The sequence below is a fragment of the Marinomonas spartinae genome (assembly GCF_016461715.1).
In the GTDB taxonomy this organism is placed as follows: domain Bacteria; phylum Pseudomonadota; class Gammaproteobacteria; order Pseudomonadales; family Marinomonadaceae; genus Marinomonas; species Marinomonas spartinae_A.
The window spans coordinates 12,049-27,691 of sequence record NZ_JAEMUI010000006.1; the positions used below are offsets into that span (position 1 = coordinate 12,049).

The 15,643-nt window shown below is 43.2% G+C and carries 11 protein-coding genes; 5 read left to right on the forward strand and 6 right to left on the reverse strand.

Features of this window, described 5'->3' with window-relative positions:
* Window positions 1-483 precede the first annotated feature (483 nt).
* From JHD45_RS07655 to JHD45_RS07665, 3 genes are all read left to right on the forward strand, one after another.
* Window positions 484-2,406, forward strand: coding sequence for a PrkA family serine protein kinase (locus tag JHD45_RS07655; RefSeq protein ID WP_199475930.1), 1,923 nt, complete (start codon window positions 484-486; stop codon window positions 2,404-2,406).
* 65 nt (window positions 2,407-2,471) lie between these two features.
* Window positions 2,472-3,764, forward strand: a complete 1,293-nt coding sequence (locus tag JHD45_RS07660) for a YeaH/YhbH family protein (RefSeq protein WP_199475931.1) — start codon at window positions 2,472-2,474, stop codon at window positions 3,762-3,764.
* Window positions 3,745-5,265 (forward strand): SpoVR family protein, encoded by a 1,521-nt coding sequence (locus JHD45_RS07665; protein ID WP_199475932.1) that lies wholly within the window; start codon window positions 3,745-3,747, stop codon window positions 5,263-5,265. Before JHD45_RS07660 ends, JHD45_RS07665 begins: the two co-directional genes overlap by 20 nt.
* Before the next feature lie 45 nt (window positions 5,266-5,310).
* Here the strand turns inward: JHD45_RS07665 and JHD45_RS07670 are convergent, their stop codons facing one another.
* The 3 genes from JHD45_RS07670 to JHD45_RS07680 form a co-directional block, all read right to left on the reverse strand.
* On the reverse strand, window positions 5,311-5,967 hold the full coding sequence (locus JHD45_RS07670) for a TIGR02466 family protein (protein ID WP_199475933.1): 657 nt from the start codon (window positions 5,965-5,967) through the stop codon (window positions 5,311-5,313).
* Window positions 5,968-6,104: 137 nt separating this feature from the next.
* Window positions 6,105-8,114 carry a methyl-accepting chemotaxis protein gene (locus JHD45_RS07675; protein WP_199475934.1) on the reverse strand — a complete coding sequence of 670 codons (2,010 nt, stop codon included), beginning with the start codon at window positions 8,112-8,114 and terminating at the stop codon, window positions 6,105-6,107.
* Window positions 8,115-8,320: 206 nt separating this feature from the next.
* Window positions 8,321-9,250: a LysR family transcriptional regulator gene (locus tag JHD45_RS07680; protein ID WP_199475935.1), complete on the reverse strand. Its 930-nt coding sequence runs from the start codon at window positions 9,248-9,250 to the stop codon at window positions 8,321-8,323.
* A gap of 163 nt (window positions 9,251-9,413) precedes the next feature.
* On the opposite strand from JHD45_RS07680, the gene JHD45_RS07685 reads away from it, so the two are divergent.
* Entirely contained in the window at window positions 9,414-10,838 is a 1,425-nt protein-coding gene (locus JHD45_RS07685; protein WP_199475936.1) for an MFS transporter, read from the forward strand.
* Between the two features lie 42 nt (window positions 10,839-10,880).
* Here JHD45_RS07685 and holA read toward each other — a convergent pair whose 3' ends face one another.
* From holA to leuS, 3 genes are all read right to left on the reverse strand, one after another.
* Window positions 10,881-11,915 carry a DNA polymerase III subunit delta gene (gene holA / locus JHD45_RS07690; RefSeq protein ID WP_199475937.1) on the reverse strand — a complete coding sequence of 345 codons (1,035 nt, stop codon included), beginning with the start codon at window positions 11,913-11,915 and terminating at the stop codon, window positions 10,881-10,883.
* Window positions 11,916-11,947: 32 nt separating this feature from the next.
* The gene (gene lptE / locus JHD45_RS07695; RefSeq protein ID WP_199475938.1) at window positions 11,948-12,466 is read right to left on the reverse strand and encodes an LPS assembly lipoprotein LptE; all 519 of its coding nucleotides are present in this window, start codon (window positions 12,464-12,466) and stop codon (window positions 11,948-11,950) included.
* A 66-nt stretch (window positions 12,467-12,532) separates the two neighbouring features.
* Entirely contained in the window at window positions 12,533-14,980 is a 2,448-nt protein-coding gene (leuS, locus tag JHD45_RS07700) for a leucine--tRNA ligase (RefSeq protein WP_199475939.1), read from the reverse strand.
* Window positions 14,981-15,155: 175 nt separating this feature from the next.
* Between leuS and JHD45_RS07705 the strand changes: the two genes are divergently transcribed.
* Complete coding sequence (locus JHD45_RS07705) at window positions 15,156-15,593, forward strand: hypothetical protein (RefSeq protein WP_199475940.1); 438 nt, start codon at window positions 15,156-15,158, stop codon at window positions 15,591-15,593.
* The last annotated feature ends 50 nt before the right edge of the window (window positions 15,594-15,643 follow it).

A 15,643-nucleotide genomic window follows, 5' to 3' on the forward strand; every position in this document is an offset into this window, starting at 1 on the left:
TTTCTTCGATAATGTACTTAAGTTATGTACCTTGTTAGTAATTTACCACCTAAATTACTACATATATCAATAGATTGTGAATGCCTTATGAAGATCTTGTGGTAATTATTGGTAACTCAAGGCAAGGGAGACCAGTCTTTATTTTTCTTCTTAAAGAATAATATATCTATAAAGAGTGAGTGTTTTTTGAACAGAAAAAGAGTATTTTTGTATCTAAATGTGAATTTTTCTTGTTTATAAGGAGGGTGGATACACTCCTTAAAGCGCTTACTTTTCAGTCACTTATTCTTCTAATTTGTTGTTTTGTTGAGCATATTGCATATGCTCTAAGCTTTTTAATTTTACGTTGATAGGCTTGAGTACCAGCCAGACTATGCTAAATATAAAGAGTGAACCTGATAAATTTTTCTGGTGATTTTGCTAAAAAATTTGAGGGTCATTTTGCTACAAGCCTAGCCACACTGATTTTGAGAGGATGCTGTAATGAGTATTTTTGATCATGTCCAATCTCGCTATGACGCTCAAAAAGACGAAGAAATGTCTCTCGATGAGTATCTAACTTTATGTAAACAAGATAAGTCTGCTTATGCGTCCCCAGCAGAGCGCTTACTTATGGCCATTGGTGATCCAGAGGTTATAGATACTTCTAAAGACACACGGATGAGTCGTATTTTTTCGAATAAATTAATCAAACGTTATCCATCGTTTGAGCACTTTTATGGCATGGAAGAGGCGATTGAAAGAATTGTAGCTTTTTTGACCCATGCCTCCCAAGGTTTGGAGGAGTCGAAACAAGTTCTGTATCTCCTAGGTCCTGTTGGTGGGGGAAAATCGTCCTTGGCGGAAAAACTCAAAGAGCTGATGCAATCCGTACCTTTTTATGCGATTAAAGGCTCTCCTGTATTTGAGTCCCCTTTATCCTTGTTTGATATTGCCGAAGATGGCGACATCTTAGAAGAAGAATATGGCATTCCAAAACGTTATTTAAAAACGTCTATGTCTCCTTGGGCCACCAAACGTCTGAAGGAATTCAACGGGAATATTGAAGAATTCCGTGTGGTGAAAGTTTATCCGTCAGCCCTCAATCAAGTGGCGATTTCGAAAACAGAGCCAGGCGATGAAAATAACCAGGATATTTCAGCCCTAGTTGGTAAGGTGGATATTCGTAAGCTTGAATTCTTTGAACAGAATGATGCCGATGCCTACAGTTATTCTGGCGGTTTGTGTCGGGGTAACCGAGGCATCATGGAATTTGTGGAAATGTTCAAAGCCCCAATCAAAGTATTACATCCGTTGTTAACCGCAACTCAGGAAGGTAACTACAATGGAACAGAGGGGCTTGGTGGCATTCCATTTGATGGGCTGATTCTTGCTCACTCAAACGAATCCGAGTGGCAAACGTTCAAAAACAATAAAACTAATGAAGCTTTTATCGACCGTGTGTACACCGTTAAAGTGCCATATTGTACTCGTGTGACAGAAGAAATTTCTATTTATCAGAAGCTTTTAGAGAACAGTTCATTGAATCACGCGCCTTGTGCGCCAGATACACTAAAAATGCTCGCCCAGTTTTCCGTCTTATCTCGCTTGAAAGAACCAGAAAACTCCAGTTTGTTCTCAAAAATGCGTATTTATGATGGGGAATCGCTAAAAGATGTAGATCCAAAAGCGAAGTCACTTCAAGAGTATAAAGATGCCGCAGGCGTGAATGAGGGCATGGACGGTTTATCAACGCGTTTTGCCTTTAAGATCTTATCGCGCGTGTTTAACTTTGATCCAACAGAAGTCGCAGCTAACCCAGTGCATCTTATGTATGTACTTGAACAACAAATTGAACAGGAACAGTTTGATCAGGATCGTCACGATCGATACCTACGAATTTTAAAAGAGTATTTAGCACCTCGTTACGTGGAATTTATCGGAAAAGAAATTCAGACAGCATATTTAGAGTCGTACTCTGAATATGGACAGAATATCTTTGATCGTTATGTAACCTATGCGGATTTTTGGATTCAAGATCAGGAATATCGTGACCCTGAAACCGGTGATATTTTGGATCGCTCTTCTATCAATGATGAGTTAGAAAAAATCGAAAAACCAGCTGGGATCAGTAACCCTAAAGATTTCCGTAATGAGGTGGTGAATTTCGTTTTGCGTGCGAAAGCCAATAATAATGGTAAAAATCCTAGTTGGTTAAGCTATGAAAAACTTCGAGTAGTGATTGAGCGAAAAATGTTCTCTAACACGGAAGACCTGCTTCCTGTTATCTCTTTCAGTGCGAAATCGTCCAGTGAAGATAAGAAGAAGCATAATGAATTTGTAAAACGCATGGTGGAGCGTGGCTATACCGAAAAACAAGTTCGCTTGCTGTCTGAATGGTATTTACGAGTACGTAAGTCCCAGTAGCGTATGGAGTAAGCGTCTATGAGTAAGACTAGGTTGTTTTGTCTGATCAGTAAAAGGAGGTGGGTATGTCATACATAATTGACCGCCGCCTAAACGGTAAACATAAGAGCAGCGTGAATCGCCAGCGATTTTTACGTCGTTATCGTGAACATATTCGAAAAGCCGTTGAAGAAGCGGTCAATGAAAGGAGCATCAAAGACTTAGATCGTGGTGAACGAATTACCATTCCTCAAAAAGATATCCATGAGCCCAGTTTCGGCCATGGACAGGGTGGAACAGGTTCCATTGTCCACCCTGGTAATAAGGAGTTTATAACCGGCGATCGCATACCTAAACCAAAAGGTGGTTCGGGTGGTGGTTCTGGCAATGGGGATGCGAGTGACTCAGGAGAAGGGGAAGACGATTTTGTGTTTCAAATTTCTCAAGAAGAGTTTCTCGATTATGTTTTTGAAGATCTTGCGTTACCTAATTTACTCAAAAAAGAGCTGAAAGAAATTAAGGAGTTTAGCTTACGTCATGCTGGTGTGGTAAGCGATGGTACGCCCTCTAAATTAAATATTGTGCGTTCTATGCGTAATGCCTATGCGCGCCGCATGGTGATGAGCGGTGGGCCGCGACGTCAGCTTAAGGAGGTTGAAGCGGAAATCGCGCGTTTATTAGCTCAAGATTCGGTGCTTAGGGATGATCATCGTCTTGCTGAATTGGAGGAACAGAAGGCGTTATTAGAGCAAAAGATTAGCAGTACACCCTTTTTGGATACATACGATCTACGTTATAACCACCATGTGAAAGAGCCCAAACCCAGTTCTCAGGCGGTTATGTTTTGCGTGATGGATGTATCGGGTTCTATGACACAGGAGACTAAAAATATCGCGAAGCGGTTTTTTATTTTGCTGTATTTATTTTTGCGTCGTAATTATGAAAAGATCGACGTCATTTTTATTCGTCACCATACCAGTGCTAAAGAAGTGTCAGAGGAAGAGTTCTTTTATTCGCGTGAGACAGGAGGAACCATTGTTTCCAGCGCCTTGAAATTGATGGATAAAATTATTGAAGAGCGTTATCCGTCTGATTCTTGGAATATATACGCAGCACAAGCTTCGGATGGCGATAACTGGGATGATGACTCAATGATCTGCCGGAAGATTCTTGAGGAAGACATTGTCGATAAGGTTCAATACTTTACCTATATTGAGATCACTCCTCGCGATCACCAAAGTTTGTGGTATTCCTACGAGCAGGTTCAAGCAGCCCATCCACGGTATTTTTCGATGCGGCATATCACTGATGTTGGCGATATTTATCCTGTTTTCCGGGACTTGTTCCAAAGGAGGCAAAATGAGTCAAGTGGCCAGTAAAAAAAAGCGTCAGTTTTTGTCCGAAGGGCCTGAGTGGTCGTTCGAGTTGATTCAAAAATACGATGAAGAGATTGGCAAAATTGCCAGAGAATATGGACTAGATACTTACCCGAATCAAATTGAGATCATCAGCTCTGAACAGATGATGGATGCCTATGCGTCTGTTGGCATGCCGTTAGGTTATCATCACTGGTCCTACGGAAAGCAATTTCTAGAAGTAGAGCAAAACTACAAGCGTGGCCGCATGGGCTTGGCTTATGAGATTGTGATCAACTCTTCACCATGTATTGCTTATTTGATGGAAGAGAACAATATGATGATGCAGGCATTGGTTATTGCCCATGCTTGTTATGGTCATAACTCGTTCTTTAAAGGCAATTACTTATTCAAAACATGGACGGATGCGACGGCGATTATTGATTATTTGGTCTTCGCCAAGAAATACGTACAAGAGTGTGAAGAGAAATATGGCGTGGAAGAAGTCGAATTAACACTGGATTCCTGTCACGCTTTGATGAACTTTGGGGTGGATCGTTATAAGCGTCCTGTGCCACTTTCTGCTCAAGAAGAACAATTTCGCCAAGATGAGCGCGAGCAAATTCTTCAGCAACAGGTAAATGACTTATGGCGGACTATTCCTGTTGCCGAAAAAGATGAGGAAGCGGCTAAGAAAGAACGTATTTTCCCTTCAGAGCCGCAGGAAAATTTACTCTATTTCTTAGAGAAGCATGCGCCATTATTGCGCCCTTGGCAGCGAGAGCTGATTCGTATTGTGCGTAAAATGGCACAGTACTTTTACCCACAACGTCAAACTCAAGTGATGAACGAAGGGTGGGCATCATTTTGGCACTACACTTTAATGAACACCTTGTACGATAAGGGCAAAGTGAACGATGGGTTTATTTTAGAATTTTTGCAATCCCACACGAATGTGGTGTATCAACCAAGCTTTGACTCGCCTTATTATTCGGGGATTAATCCCTATGCTTTGGGTTTTGCCATGTATTCTGACATCAAACGCATGTGTGAGAACCCAACCCAAGAAGACAGAGAATGGTTTCCGGATATTGTTGGTAAGCCTTGGTTGGAAGTGCTGGATTTCGCTATGCGTAATTTCAAAGATGAAAGCTTTATTCTGCAATATTTATCGCCTAAGTTGATGCGTGATTTCCGGTTTTTCGGCATGGAAAACGATGTGCTAGATCCTTTTGTTGAAATTAAAGAGATCCACAATGATGAAGGCTTTCAAAAACTCAGGGAGCGCTTGTCGCAGCAATACAATCTTAGTTATCGTGAACCCAATATTCAGGTGCAGAAGGTGAACATTAACGGTGATCGTAGTTTAGTATTGCGTCATGTCATGGATGGTGACCGACCTCTCAATGATGATACTGTTGAGGTGATTAAGCACTTTAGGCGTTTATGGGGGTTTGATGTGCGCTTGGAGTCTTGGGGGAAAAATGGTCTGGTACAAACCTACACTTGTGCTCCTGATGAGTGATTATAGAAGCACAAGGGTGAAGGCGACTACCTAGAACCATTGCAATTAATACAGATCAATAGCACTGTTAAATGCGATGACTACTCGGTCTTTCTCTCCAAAATAGGGTAGGGCCGAGTGTTTTAAATAAGACGGAAAAACCACTACTTGGCCTTCTGTTGGTAAGAAATCCCATACCCCTTGATTCGATAAGTAGGCCGTACCTGGGTCAGAATAGTGTTCGGCATTGACTCTTGGATCATAAAAACGGTTGACTCCTCCCTTGCCTTTCACAGCGGCCTCACCCGGCTCTAAATAATAAATTCCGCACCAAGAGCAGTTTGGATGGGAGTGTGTGTCATGATAACCACCCGTTTGTGTTACATGATACCAAGACTCAATAATATGGGCTTCTGCTTGAGTGTGTTCGGGCCAATAAGCTTGGTTTAAGCTACTGGCCACTTCTAATATTAGCTCTTCTAAGGTGCGTTTGACCTCCATAATGGTGGCGTCTTGTATCTCTAAGAAGTCCAGTGTACTTTCGTGCAGAGCATGTTTTGCCGATGGTGCGATCAGGCTTTCGATAGCTGTGGATTGGGCGGCTTTTTGTTGATAGACGATATCAAGAAGCGCGTCCTTTAGATATTCATGGTCAGGCAGTTGGGTGCTAAATATAGGTGTTGTCCAAACGCTTAATTCTTCAATACTGGTGGTGTTATTCATCAAGATATAACCTGGCGCAAAATGGAAGGTAGAGAGGTTCGCCGAGATAGTACCAGCCTGACAAGAGAAAAAAAGGCTTATCAACAAAAGGTCGTGTTTTTTTCTATGGATGTCAGGCGACTGGGCTAGATGATGAACTATAAATTATTGGCTAATTTAAGGCGTTCAATCACGCTGACTTCTTTATCTATCTCAGAGACTCGATTTGTCATCTCGGTAATGGCTTGAATGCTCTGTGTTACGTCTTTACTAGTATTGCTAGACGCATTTCCTAGTGTGACGATTTGTTCCGTTAGGGTTTGTGCACTCTGGCTCATACGAGCCATAAACTCTTCCATAACTTCTACCGTTTGGCCTATGGTTGTGGTTGATTCTGTTACCGAGGCAATGGTATCACCTGTTTGATCTAAGCTTTTTTGAGTATTCTGTGATAATTGTCGCACTTCGTCTGCGACTACGGCAAAGCCCCGGCCAGCTTCGCCAGCTCGTGCTGCTTCAATCGCAGCGTTAAGCGCAAGTAAGTTAGTTTGCTCTGCAATACCCGAGATGACTTTGAGGATGGCTAGCACTTGGTCTGAGCTTTCTTTTAATCGTTGCACATCCTGTGTTAATACGCTTAACTTTTCTTCTTGGGTATCGACGTCTTCTTTCAGGTTTTGGAAAGCGCCGCTAACATCATTGATGATTACTTCGGTGTGCTGTGCATAATCTGTAATGGTGTGAAAGCTTGAAAGAATATTATCCAGTAAGGGGCGATATTCCGACAAGCACTCAATAAGATGGGTTTGTAACCGATTAATTTGCATTAAGCTATTGAGTCGAGATAAGACAAAAAACTGCTTATAGTTGCTGTAGTATATTGGGAAGTTATCTACCAACGGATCTGAGAAAGCACCGCCTTCAGGAACATGGAAAAAGAATAAAGCTGTTAGGGTTTGGTTCATATGTACGCCTAACAACTCACCAAAGGTTGAAAAGCCAGCCGCCTTAATTGTTTGAAAGGCCGTTAGCTCTTTTAACTGATTGGCGTTGTTCAAACGGCGCAGAATACAGTCATTCGCAAGCATGGCAATGGGGGCTGGTTTACCCTGTAGGAATGCATCTAAGGCTTGTTTTGTGCTATTGGCAAAGTTTTTTGCTTCTACCAAAATGAGTTCATCACCGAAATCTAAATCACAGAAAAAATGCAGAATCTTGTTGTCTGTATCAATACTGGCAATGGATCGGATGAATAGCTCGTTGCCAATTTCGACTGCAAAAGAGTGGCTAACCAGTTTTTGCTCTAACTCTTTTGGAGCACAATTGAAATGTTCACAAAGGTGATCGATCACATTCACGATTTTACCCGTTTCTTTTGATATAACACTGGTGACGGTACGTTGTTGTGGGTCAGACTCTGCGATGTAAAAAGCTTTGTTTGTTTTATGAAAGTTATGAGTTTTCAGAATGCCATAGCGGATGTTTTTGGCCAGTTTAGCAAAAATGACTACGCTGGCGTTGTGAGCGACTTTGGCGCCGTCGTAAACCGACGCCTGTTTAAAGTCTAACTTACCGCCCGCTGACCCACCAATAAAGTGACAAGGGAAACGTTCACTGTTGTAGAGTGCTTGCATAAAGAAGTTTTCGCTTGCGGATAAGCCATCAAAAAAGGTAATGGCAACGGTATCTTGATAATTGACCGGTATTTTCAAAGAAACTTGGTTAATTTCTTTTTGGATCATGTCGATCCTTTCTTGCTTAGCGTGTGTGATTTTTCCTTGTTTCAAGTCTTCACAATGCAACGGAATAGTTTTGATTTCGGTTGATGTCAGAATGCTTTCACTGAAACTCTGTAAAACAATGCTATCCCAAGCACCTTCAGTAGTTTGATAAAAATGCTTGTTCTGACTGTTTAGTTCGCCAGAGGTCATGACGGCGACGACCTTGCTACAAAAAGGCGTATAAGTTTGAATGGACTGGACGATTTTTTCAAAGTCCAAATTTGACGATACAAAGGCCAAAATAAGTTGAGTATTTTCCTTTCTAAAAGATAAAGCTGACAAGGATTCAATGGATAGGTTTGATGCCCGTAACTGTAGAATTTTTACGCCAGATTCCTTTTCTTGCAACGTATTAGCGGTGGAGAGTTTTTTTTTAAACCAAGCCATAGATAAAGTGACCTCTATTGTTGTCTGTCTTGTGGATGAGCCTAACTTATCTCTTTCATCATTAAAGTGTAGTTTAGTAGAGTGATATTGACGGCACTTTATGCGAATAACATGATTCAGGTTAAAACATTGATGGGTTTCTTTCTAAGCATGAAAGAGGAACGCGATGGCAATAGGCATTTTATCAGACGTGATATTTTGAAAGGTTAATTTGGCATTTTTTGCTGACAAACATCCAGTACTAATGTGCGTAACCAACGATGAGCGAGATCTTTATCTAGCCGAGGGTGCCACATTTGAGATATGGTGATGGTGTCTGTTTTTACAGGGAGTTCAAAGGTATGAAAAGCGCTCATTTCATGGCCATTCAGCTTTTTGTGATTGTTTAAAAATGAGTCGGGCACTAGTCCAACTAGGTCTGAAGTCTGTATAACCGTAAGGACGGCGGGAAAGCTTGGAACAATAGCTGCTATGTTTCGTTCTAGACCTAATGCCGTCAAGGCGTTGTCCACAGGGCCTTTTGTCAGACCACGACGTGAAGCAATGACATGGCTGTAAGATACATATTGTTCAGGTGTTATGCTGTCTGTTTTGTGGAGTGGATGGTTTTTTCTGACCACACCACTAAATCTGTCTCTAAACAGGGCTTGTAAGCGTATTTCTGGCCCCATTGTGTCGTCTAGTACTCCTATTTCAAGATCCGCTTGCCCCTCTCTAAGATATTTGACGTTTTTCTCTGATTTGGAGGCAAAGCGTAAGCGAACGAGTGGTGCGGATACGGCGACTGTCGATATAAGTGATGCGGCAAACGCTTCAATAAAGCCATCATTCGCTCGAATGGTAAAGGTTCGCTTCAATGTCGATAAATTGAGAGGGGATGAAAGGGGATTGAGTATATTACGAGCTTCGAAGACCGTATCACGGGTACGATTTCGTATCTCTTGCGCATAAGGGGTTAATACCATATGACGTCCGGCCCTTACTAGTAATGGGTCTTTCGTAGCAACTCGAAGCCTGTTCAGGGTTCGGCTCATTGCTGAAGGGCTTAGTTTAAGCCGCCTTGCGGCACCCGCAACACTCTCTTCTGTCAGTAGGGCATCAAGTGCAACTAATAGATTTAGGTCTGGTTCAGCCATACAGTGTAATTACCTAGTTGATAATTTGATTGGTAATAGATGAGGCGTTATGTGCAGTTTATAAGTATCATTAATGCGCCTTCCGCCATGTTAACAGCAAGCCTATACTTTGCGAGTTCTCTATGTCAAAGAGTCTTTATTACATAAGAGGTATCTTTATTACATGATATTATTTTCCGATGAGCCAGGTGATGATGGATTGGTAGGATCCGAACGTCGTTTAGCAATGGTGGCCACGATGACAGCAACGACCATGGCCGTCTTTGATGGCTCCATGGTGAACATTGCGTTGCCGAAAATCGCTCAAACACTGGGAGTGTCAGCGAGTCACGCAGTATGGGTGTCTAATGGTTATTTGTTAACGGCTGCCATGACGTTGGCGATATTTTCAGCACTGGCGACACGCATTGGTTTTCGCCTGCAGTTCACCATTGGCTTGGTGGTTTTTACCTTGGCGTCTTTAGGTTGTGCTTTGTCATCGTCGCTCGAAATGCTTATTTTAATGCGTTTATTGCAAGGCATTGGTGGTGCCGCTACGTTGAGCATTTCACCAGCGATTTTACGTTCCGTTTTTCCTAATCGATTATTGGGGCGAATATTAGGCTTGAATGCTTTGTTGATAGGCTCTATTACGGCGGTGGCCCCCATTTTTGGTGGAACCTTGTTGTCGACTTTGGGATGGCAATGGTTATTTGCTATCAACATTCCATTGGGTATCATGGCGGTTCTGTTTACGTTGCGGGCGGTTCCCCGTATTGACAGTATCCGTCGTGAACCGTTTGATGTGCTTGGTGGGTTGTTATCCGCTGTGATGTTAGGGTCGTTGATTATGACGGCGAATACCTTCTCTCAACTCAGTCACGGTGCTCTTTATTCTGAAACGCTGATTATCGCGACAACCTATGGTGTGGCAGCGATTGTGGCTGGGTGGCTATTTATTAAACGTCAGCGTGTTGCTCCCAAGCCGTTGCTGCCTCTGGAAATCTTTTTGTCTATGAGATTTTCGCTTGCGGCCTTAACGTCTTTAGCGTCTTTTATTAGTCAAGGGATCGTGTTTATTGCATTGCCATTTTTATTCCAAACCGTTTATGGATACAGTGTGTTTGATTCGGCATTGCTTTTCACGCCTTGGCCTATAGGCATTATTTTAGCCGCATCAAATGCTGGCAAACTGTCAGACCGTTATTCCGCTGCCGTCATCTCTGTTATAGGCTCCTGTTTATTTGCTTTGGGAGTCATACTGCTCGCATTATTGCCTGATCAGCCTTCTGTATGGGATATTTGTCTGCGCAGTTTGTTGTGTGGTATTGGTTTTGGTTGTTTTCAGAGTCCTAATAATCGCGAAATGCTGTCGAACGTTTCCCGAGAGAAAAGTGGCTATGCCTCCGGTGTGTTGGCGATTGTGCGAACGTTTGGGCAGTGTTTGGGAGCCGCTCTGGTTGGCGTGGTTTTATCCTTTTATGGACAATCAGGAAGTAATACTTTATCAGAAGACCAAGGTATCCAGGTAAGTCTCTGGGTTGCTGCTGTCACAGCCGTATTGGCTATCTTCATTAGTGTCAGTCGTCAGCAGCGAGGGCAGGCATAAGAAGAGAGTGGGGTGGGTCTGACTTTTTGCTATGGCATTATTTTAGTGGACTGGCAGATCCAGTTCTGTGGCCACGGGTTTGAAGCCACAAAACATCATCACGAGATTGCGAAACCCAGTGTCTATGTCGGGTCCTTCTAACCCTTTGATACGTTTGTCCATCAACGCCAGATAGTTTTGTAAGTAGGGAAGAGTGATGTGGTTATGACGGCTTAGAGCACTTTCATAAAAGGGGATTCGCTTATCCCAAATTTTTTGAGACTGACAGGCTTGTCTTAGACCGGACGATTGCATGGCTTTAAAAAGCGAACTAAGTGTCTGTATTTCGCGGTTAAACAGCCAGAGAATAATGCTGGATTCTACCCCTTCTCCTACTAACTGGTTTAAGCAATGCATGGCTTCTTTGGTTTTGCCCATCAGTAATCGATCACTTAAATCGTAAATGGAATAGCGACTACTGTCAGCTACCGATTCAGCGACTTTTTCTGCATCAATTTTACTGCCTGCACCATGTAGCAGTGCCAGTTTTTCCAGTTCTTGTGAAAGAGCGAGTAAGTTACCTTCGCCGCGTTCACAAATCATGCTGGCCGCATCTCGGCTTAGTGAGAGGTCAAGAGCTTGGGCCCGTTGTTGAACCCAAGCCGGTAAGCGATTAGCATCGATTGGCCAAATTTGAACAAAGACACCTTTGCTCTCAAGCTGAGAAAACCATTTCGCTTTTTGTGAGCGAGCATCTATTTTAGGTAAGGTCAGTAAGATAACATTATCATCACTTAATGACTGGGATAATTGTGCCAGTGCCTTAGTATGCTTTTCCCCCATTTTGTCGATTTGAATATCAAACAATCGCTGATTAGAGAAAAGCGACAGACTTTGGTTTTCATTAATCACATCTTGCCAATCAAATTGAGCATCTGCTACATAGCGTAAACGTTCGTTAATGCCATTGTTGAATACCGCTTTGCGCACACTGTCAGCGGCTTCTTGGCACAATAACACCTCGTCCCCAGAGATAATATAAATGGGGGCGAGGTTTTTGTTGAACTGTTGTGGCAGTTGATCTGCTCTAACTTTCATAGCAATCTTATTATCAATGCGCTATAAGGCCGCTATTTAACGGGTGCATAAGCAAGGTCAGAAACCAGCTGATTGGCAAGATCATTTGCCATCGTTTGCATTTCTGTTTGGTTATACGCCGATTTTGTGCTTTCTTCCGCATTTTGGTTCGACAGAATTTGGGTCGTACTAAAGTTGCGAGGACCATAGATGGATTTACCATCTTTTTGGCGAATAAAGTAAACACCACTTAGTTCACGTTGTATTTGAGTCACGTCGTTTGAACTATTACGTGCAAGTACTGTATCGGATTTTTTAAGATGGTTCACTTTTAACTCAAGTACATCATCGCCCGCATTTTTTGCGTCCACAACTTTGACGCCCGCGCGTGTTAACGCAATGCGTAATGCGGTATCAAAGTCTGGAGAACCAGAATCAGAAGTTAATACCAGTCGTTTTAAGCTTTCAGGAATGGCGACTTGTCCGCGCAAATGGAAACCACAAGCGACGACACTAAACGACAAGACAATGAGTAACAAAAAGCGGGTTGTTTTATTCAATGGTATTATCATATCCATGATCTCTAAAGCGATAAAAGGAAATTAGGGAGGCCGCTAAACCATCCCTAATTTGGCACGTTAGTTCGCGACGATATTGACCAAACGACCTGGCACGACGATCACTTTACGGACGGTTTTTCCTTCAAGGAATTTCGTCACGTTCGGATGAGCAAGTGCCGCGTCTTCGATAGTCTTGTTGTCGGCATTGGCTGAAACAATGACTTCTGCACGTTTTTTGCCTAACACTTGAACCACGATGGTTAATTCGTCTTTCACGAGTGCCGCTTCATCAAGGACGGGCCAAGGGGTATTAACAACGTTATCTGTATGGCCAAGCTCAATCCACAATTGATGGGCAATATGCGGCACGATAGGCGACAGAAGAAGTATCGCCGCTTCTAATGCTTCATGTTCAACGGCCAAACCAAGAGGTGATTGATCTTCAAATTTGCTGATTTCATTACACAACTCCATTACCGCCGCAATAGCTGTATTGAAAGTTTGTCGACGCTCAATATCATCGGTCACTTTTTGGATGGTTTCATGAGTTTTACGACGTAATGATTTTTGCTCACCGTTTAATTCATCTATCAGCAACTTGCTAGGCGTGCCTGCTTCTGTGTGACGATATGCCAAAGACCAAAGACGACGAAGGAAGCGAGAAGCGCCATCGACACCCGCATCATTCCACTCAAGGGATTGCTCTGGTGGTGCAGTAAACATGACGAATAAGCGAACTGTATCCGCGCCATAGCGTTCAATCATTTCCTGAGGGTCAACCGTGTTGCCCTTGGATTTGGACATTTTCGTGCCGTCTTTGTTTACCATTCCTTGCGTTAATAGGCGTTTGAATGGCTCGTCGGAGTTCACAAGACCTGCATCCCGCAATAGTTTGTGGAAAAAGCGTGAGTACAAAAGATGAAGAATAGCGTGTTCCACTCCGCCCACGTACTGGTCAACGGGCAGCCAGTAATTTGCTTCTTCGGTCAACATGGCATCGGTGGCATCTGGGCAGCAGTAACGAGCAAAGTACCAAGAAGATTCCATAAAAGTATCGAAGGTATCGGTTTCACGCTCCGCTGCTTCTCCATTATAAGTAATCGCAGAGAAGCTAGGGTTGTTTTTGATGGGGGAGTTGACGCCATCCATAATAACGTCCGTTGGTAGTTCAACGGGCAGTTGATCTTTTGGAACGGGTACGACAGAACCATCTTTTAAATTGATCGTTGGGATTGGAGCCCCCCAATAGCGTTGACGGCTGACGCCCCAATCTCTCAGGCGGTAATTGATTTTTATTTCGCCGACTCCGCGTTCGACCATCCATGCAGAAATTGTGTCGAAGGCCTCTTTAAAGGATAAGCCATCAAAGGCACCAGAGTTGCAGAGTATGCCCTTTTCGGTAAAGGCCTCTTTTTCCAAGTCGATGCTTTCATCACCCGCTGGTTTGACCACTTGTTTGATGGGAAGTGAGTATTTTTTAGCGAACTCAAAATCGCGTTGATCGTGAGCAGGAACAGACATAACCGCGCCCGAGCCATAATCCATCAACACAAAGTTGGCAGCGTAAATAGGCACAGCATCCCCTGTAATGGGGTGAATGGCTTTGAAGCCCGTATCAATGCCTTTTTTCTCAACCGTGGCCATATCGGCCTCTGTGGTCGACATCTTCTTGCTTTCTTCGATAAACTCAGCAAGTTTGGCATTGTTTTGAGCGGCCTCTAAAGACAGAGGGTGTTGTGTGGCAACCGCCACATAAGTGACTCCCATAATCGTGTCAGGACGCGTGGTATAGACCGATAGAGGCGCGTCTTTGCCTGCAACCGAGAAGTTGAACTCTAACCCTTCAGAGCGGCCAATCCAGTTACGTTGCATGGCTTTCACTTTTTCGGGCCAGCCATCAAGTTTATCAAGGTCGTTAAGCAATTCTTCCGCGTAAGCGGTGATACGGATGAACCATTGAGGGATTTCTTTTTTCTCCACGGTCGTGCCACAACGCCAGCAGCCGCCGTCTTCTACTTGTTCGTTCGCTAACACGGTTTGGTCATTAGGGCACCAGTTAACCGCAGAGGTTTTTTTGTAGGCTAAGCCTTTTTCGACTAATTGAGTAAAGAACCACTGTTCCCATTTGTAGTATTCGGGTGTGCAAGTGGCTATTTCACGGTCCCAGTCATAAGCAAAGCCCAATTCTTTTAGTTGGCCTTTCATGTAGGCAATGTTTTCTTGGGTCCATTTTGCGGGGGCCGTTTTATTTTTGATGGCGGCGTTCTCTGCTGGTAAGCCAAAGGCATCCCAACCCATGGGTTGCATCACGTTTTTGCCTTTCATACGCTGGTAACGAGAAATCACATCACCAATGGTATAGTTACGCACATGCCCCATGTGTAAACGGCCACTTGGGTAAGGGAACATAGAGAGGCAGTAGAATTTTTCTTTGCTGGCGTCTGCTACGGCTTTAAATACTTTGTTTTCATCCCAAAATAACTGAGCTGCTTGTTCAATCTGCTGAGGATTGTATTGTTCTTGCATGATGTTTAATGATCCCATAATAGGCGTTAGGTTGGATTGAACTACACAAAAGCATCACAAGTGAGGAAACATAGCTGAATCGACAGGAAACTTGTGTAGAGCCCAACAGAAACTAAGAATATTCGCTATTTTATAGAGATGAGGCTCTAATGAGAAGGCACATAGAAGAGGAGTTATGAAATCAATGAAAAAAGATCCGATAAATGAGCAAAACAACACCGATCTTGTCGAAGAGGCGCGCCAAATTTTGAAAGGGGCGAAGGATTGGTTTCTAGACGACGTATCTTTAATGAAAGCCTACTGGCACGATAAAATGGGATACACCGAAGCTTGGATTGACGCCAATTGGCATTTGGTTCTAGAAGAAGGGGAAGAACTGACCAAAGAGTTAGATGCAAAAGAAGATGCCGCATTATTATGGCTGATTAACCATGCCAATAATAATCCCGTCCCTTTAGAAAAGTGTCATGTGGCTGGTCAAGAAGCTAAAGCGGGTGTTTATCACTGTATGGCATGTGGGCACGATAACATCAAAGCAGAAGACGGCACTCTGGAACCCTGTGAAGTGTGCCATTACGGTTTGATGTCGACTCACCAAGAAAAAGACGACTAGAGCAGGGGGCAGGCATAATGAAAAAAGCCACGCGATGTTAAATAACGTGG

Bases quoted from the DNA above. Each gene is read 5' to 3' on its own strand.
- JHD45_RS07680 (WP_199475935.1), bottom strand. From the start codon at position 9,250: ATGGCTGAACCAGACCTAAATCTATTAGTTGCACTTGATGCCCTACTG.
- JHD45_RS07655 (WP_199475930.1), top strand. From the start codon at position 484: ATGAGTATTTTTGATCATGTCCAATCTCGCTATGACGCTCAAAAAGAC.
- lptE (WP_199475938.1), bottom strand. From the start codon at position 12,466: ATGATAATACCATTGAATAAAACAACCCGCTTTTTGTTACTCATTGTC.
- holA (WP_199475937.1), bottom strand. From the start codon at position 11,915: ATGAAAGTTAGAGCAGATCAACTGCCACAACAGTTCAACAAAAACCTC.
- JHD45_RS07705 (WP_199475940.1), top strand. From the start codon at position 15,156: ATGAAATCAATGAAAAAAGATCCGATAAATGAGCAAAACAACACCGAT.
- JHD45_RS07665 (WP_199475932.1), top strand. From the start codon at position 3,745: ATGAGTCAAGTGGCCAGTAAAAAAAAGCGTCAGTTTTTGTCCGAAGGG.
- leuS (WP_199475939.1), bottom strand. From the start codon at position 14,980: ATGCAAGAACAATACAATCCTCAGCAGATTGAACAAGCAGCTCAGTTA.
- JHD45_RS07685 (WP_199475936.1), top strand. From the start codon at position 9,414: ATGATATTATTTTCCGATGAGCCAGGTGATGATGGATTGGTAGGATCC.
- JHD45_RS07660 (WP_199475931.1), top strand. From the start codon at position 2,472: ATGTCATACATAATTGACCGCCGCCTAAACGGTAAACATAAGAGCAGC.
- JHD45_RS07675 (WP_199475934.1), bottom strand. From the start codon at position 8,114: ATGGCTTGGTTTAAAAAAAAACTCTCCACCGCTAATACGTTGCAAGAA.
- JHD45_RS07670 (WP_199475933.1), bottom strand. From the start codon at position 5,967: ATGAATAACACCACCAGTATTGAAGAATTAAGCGTTTGGACAACACCT.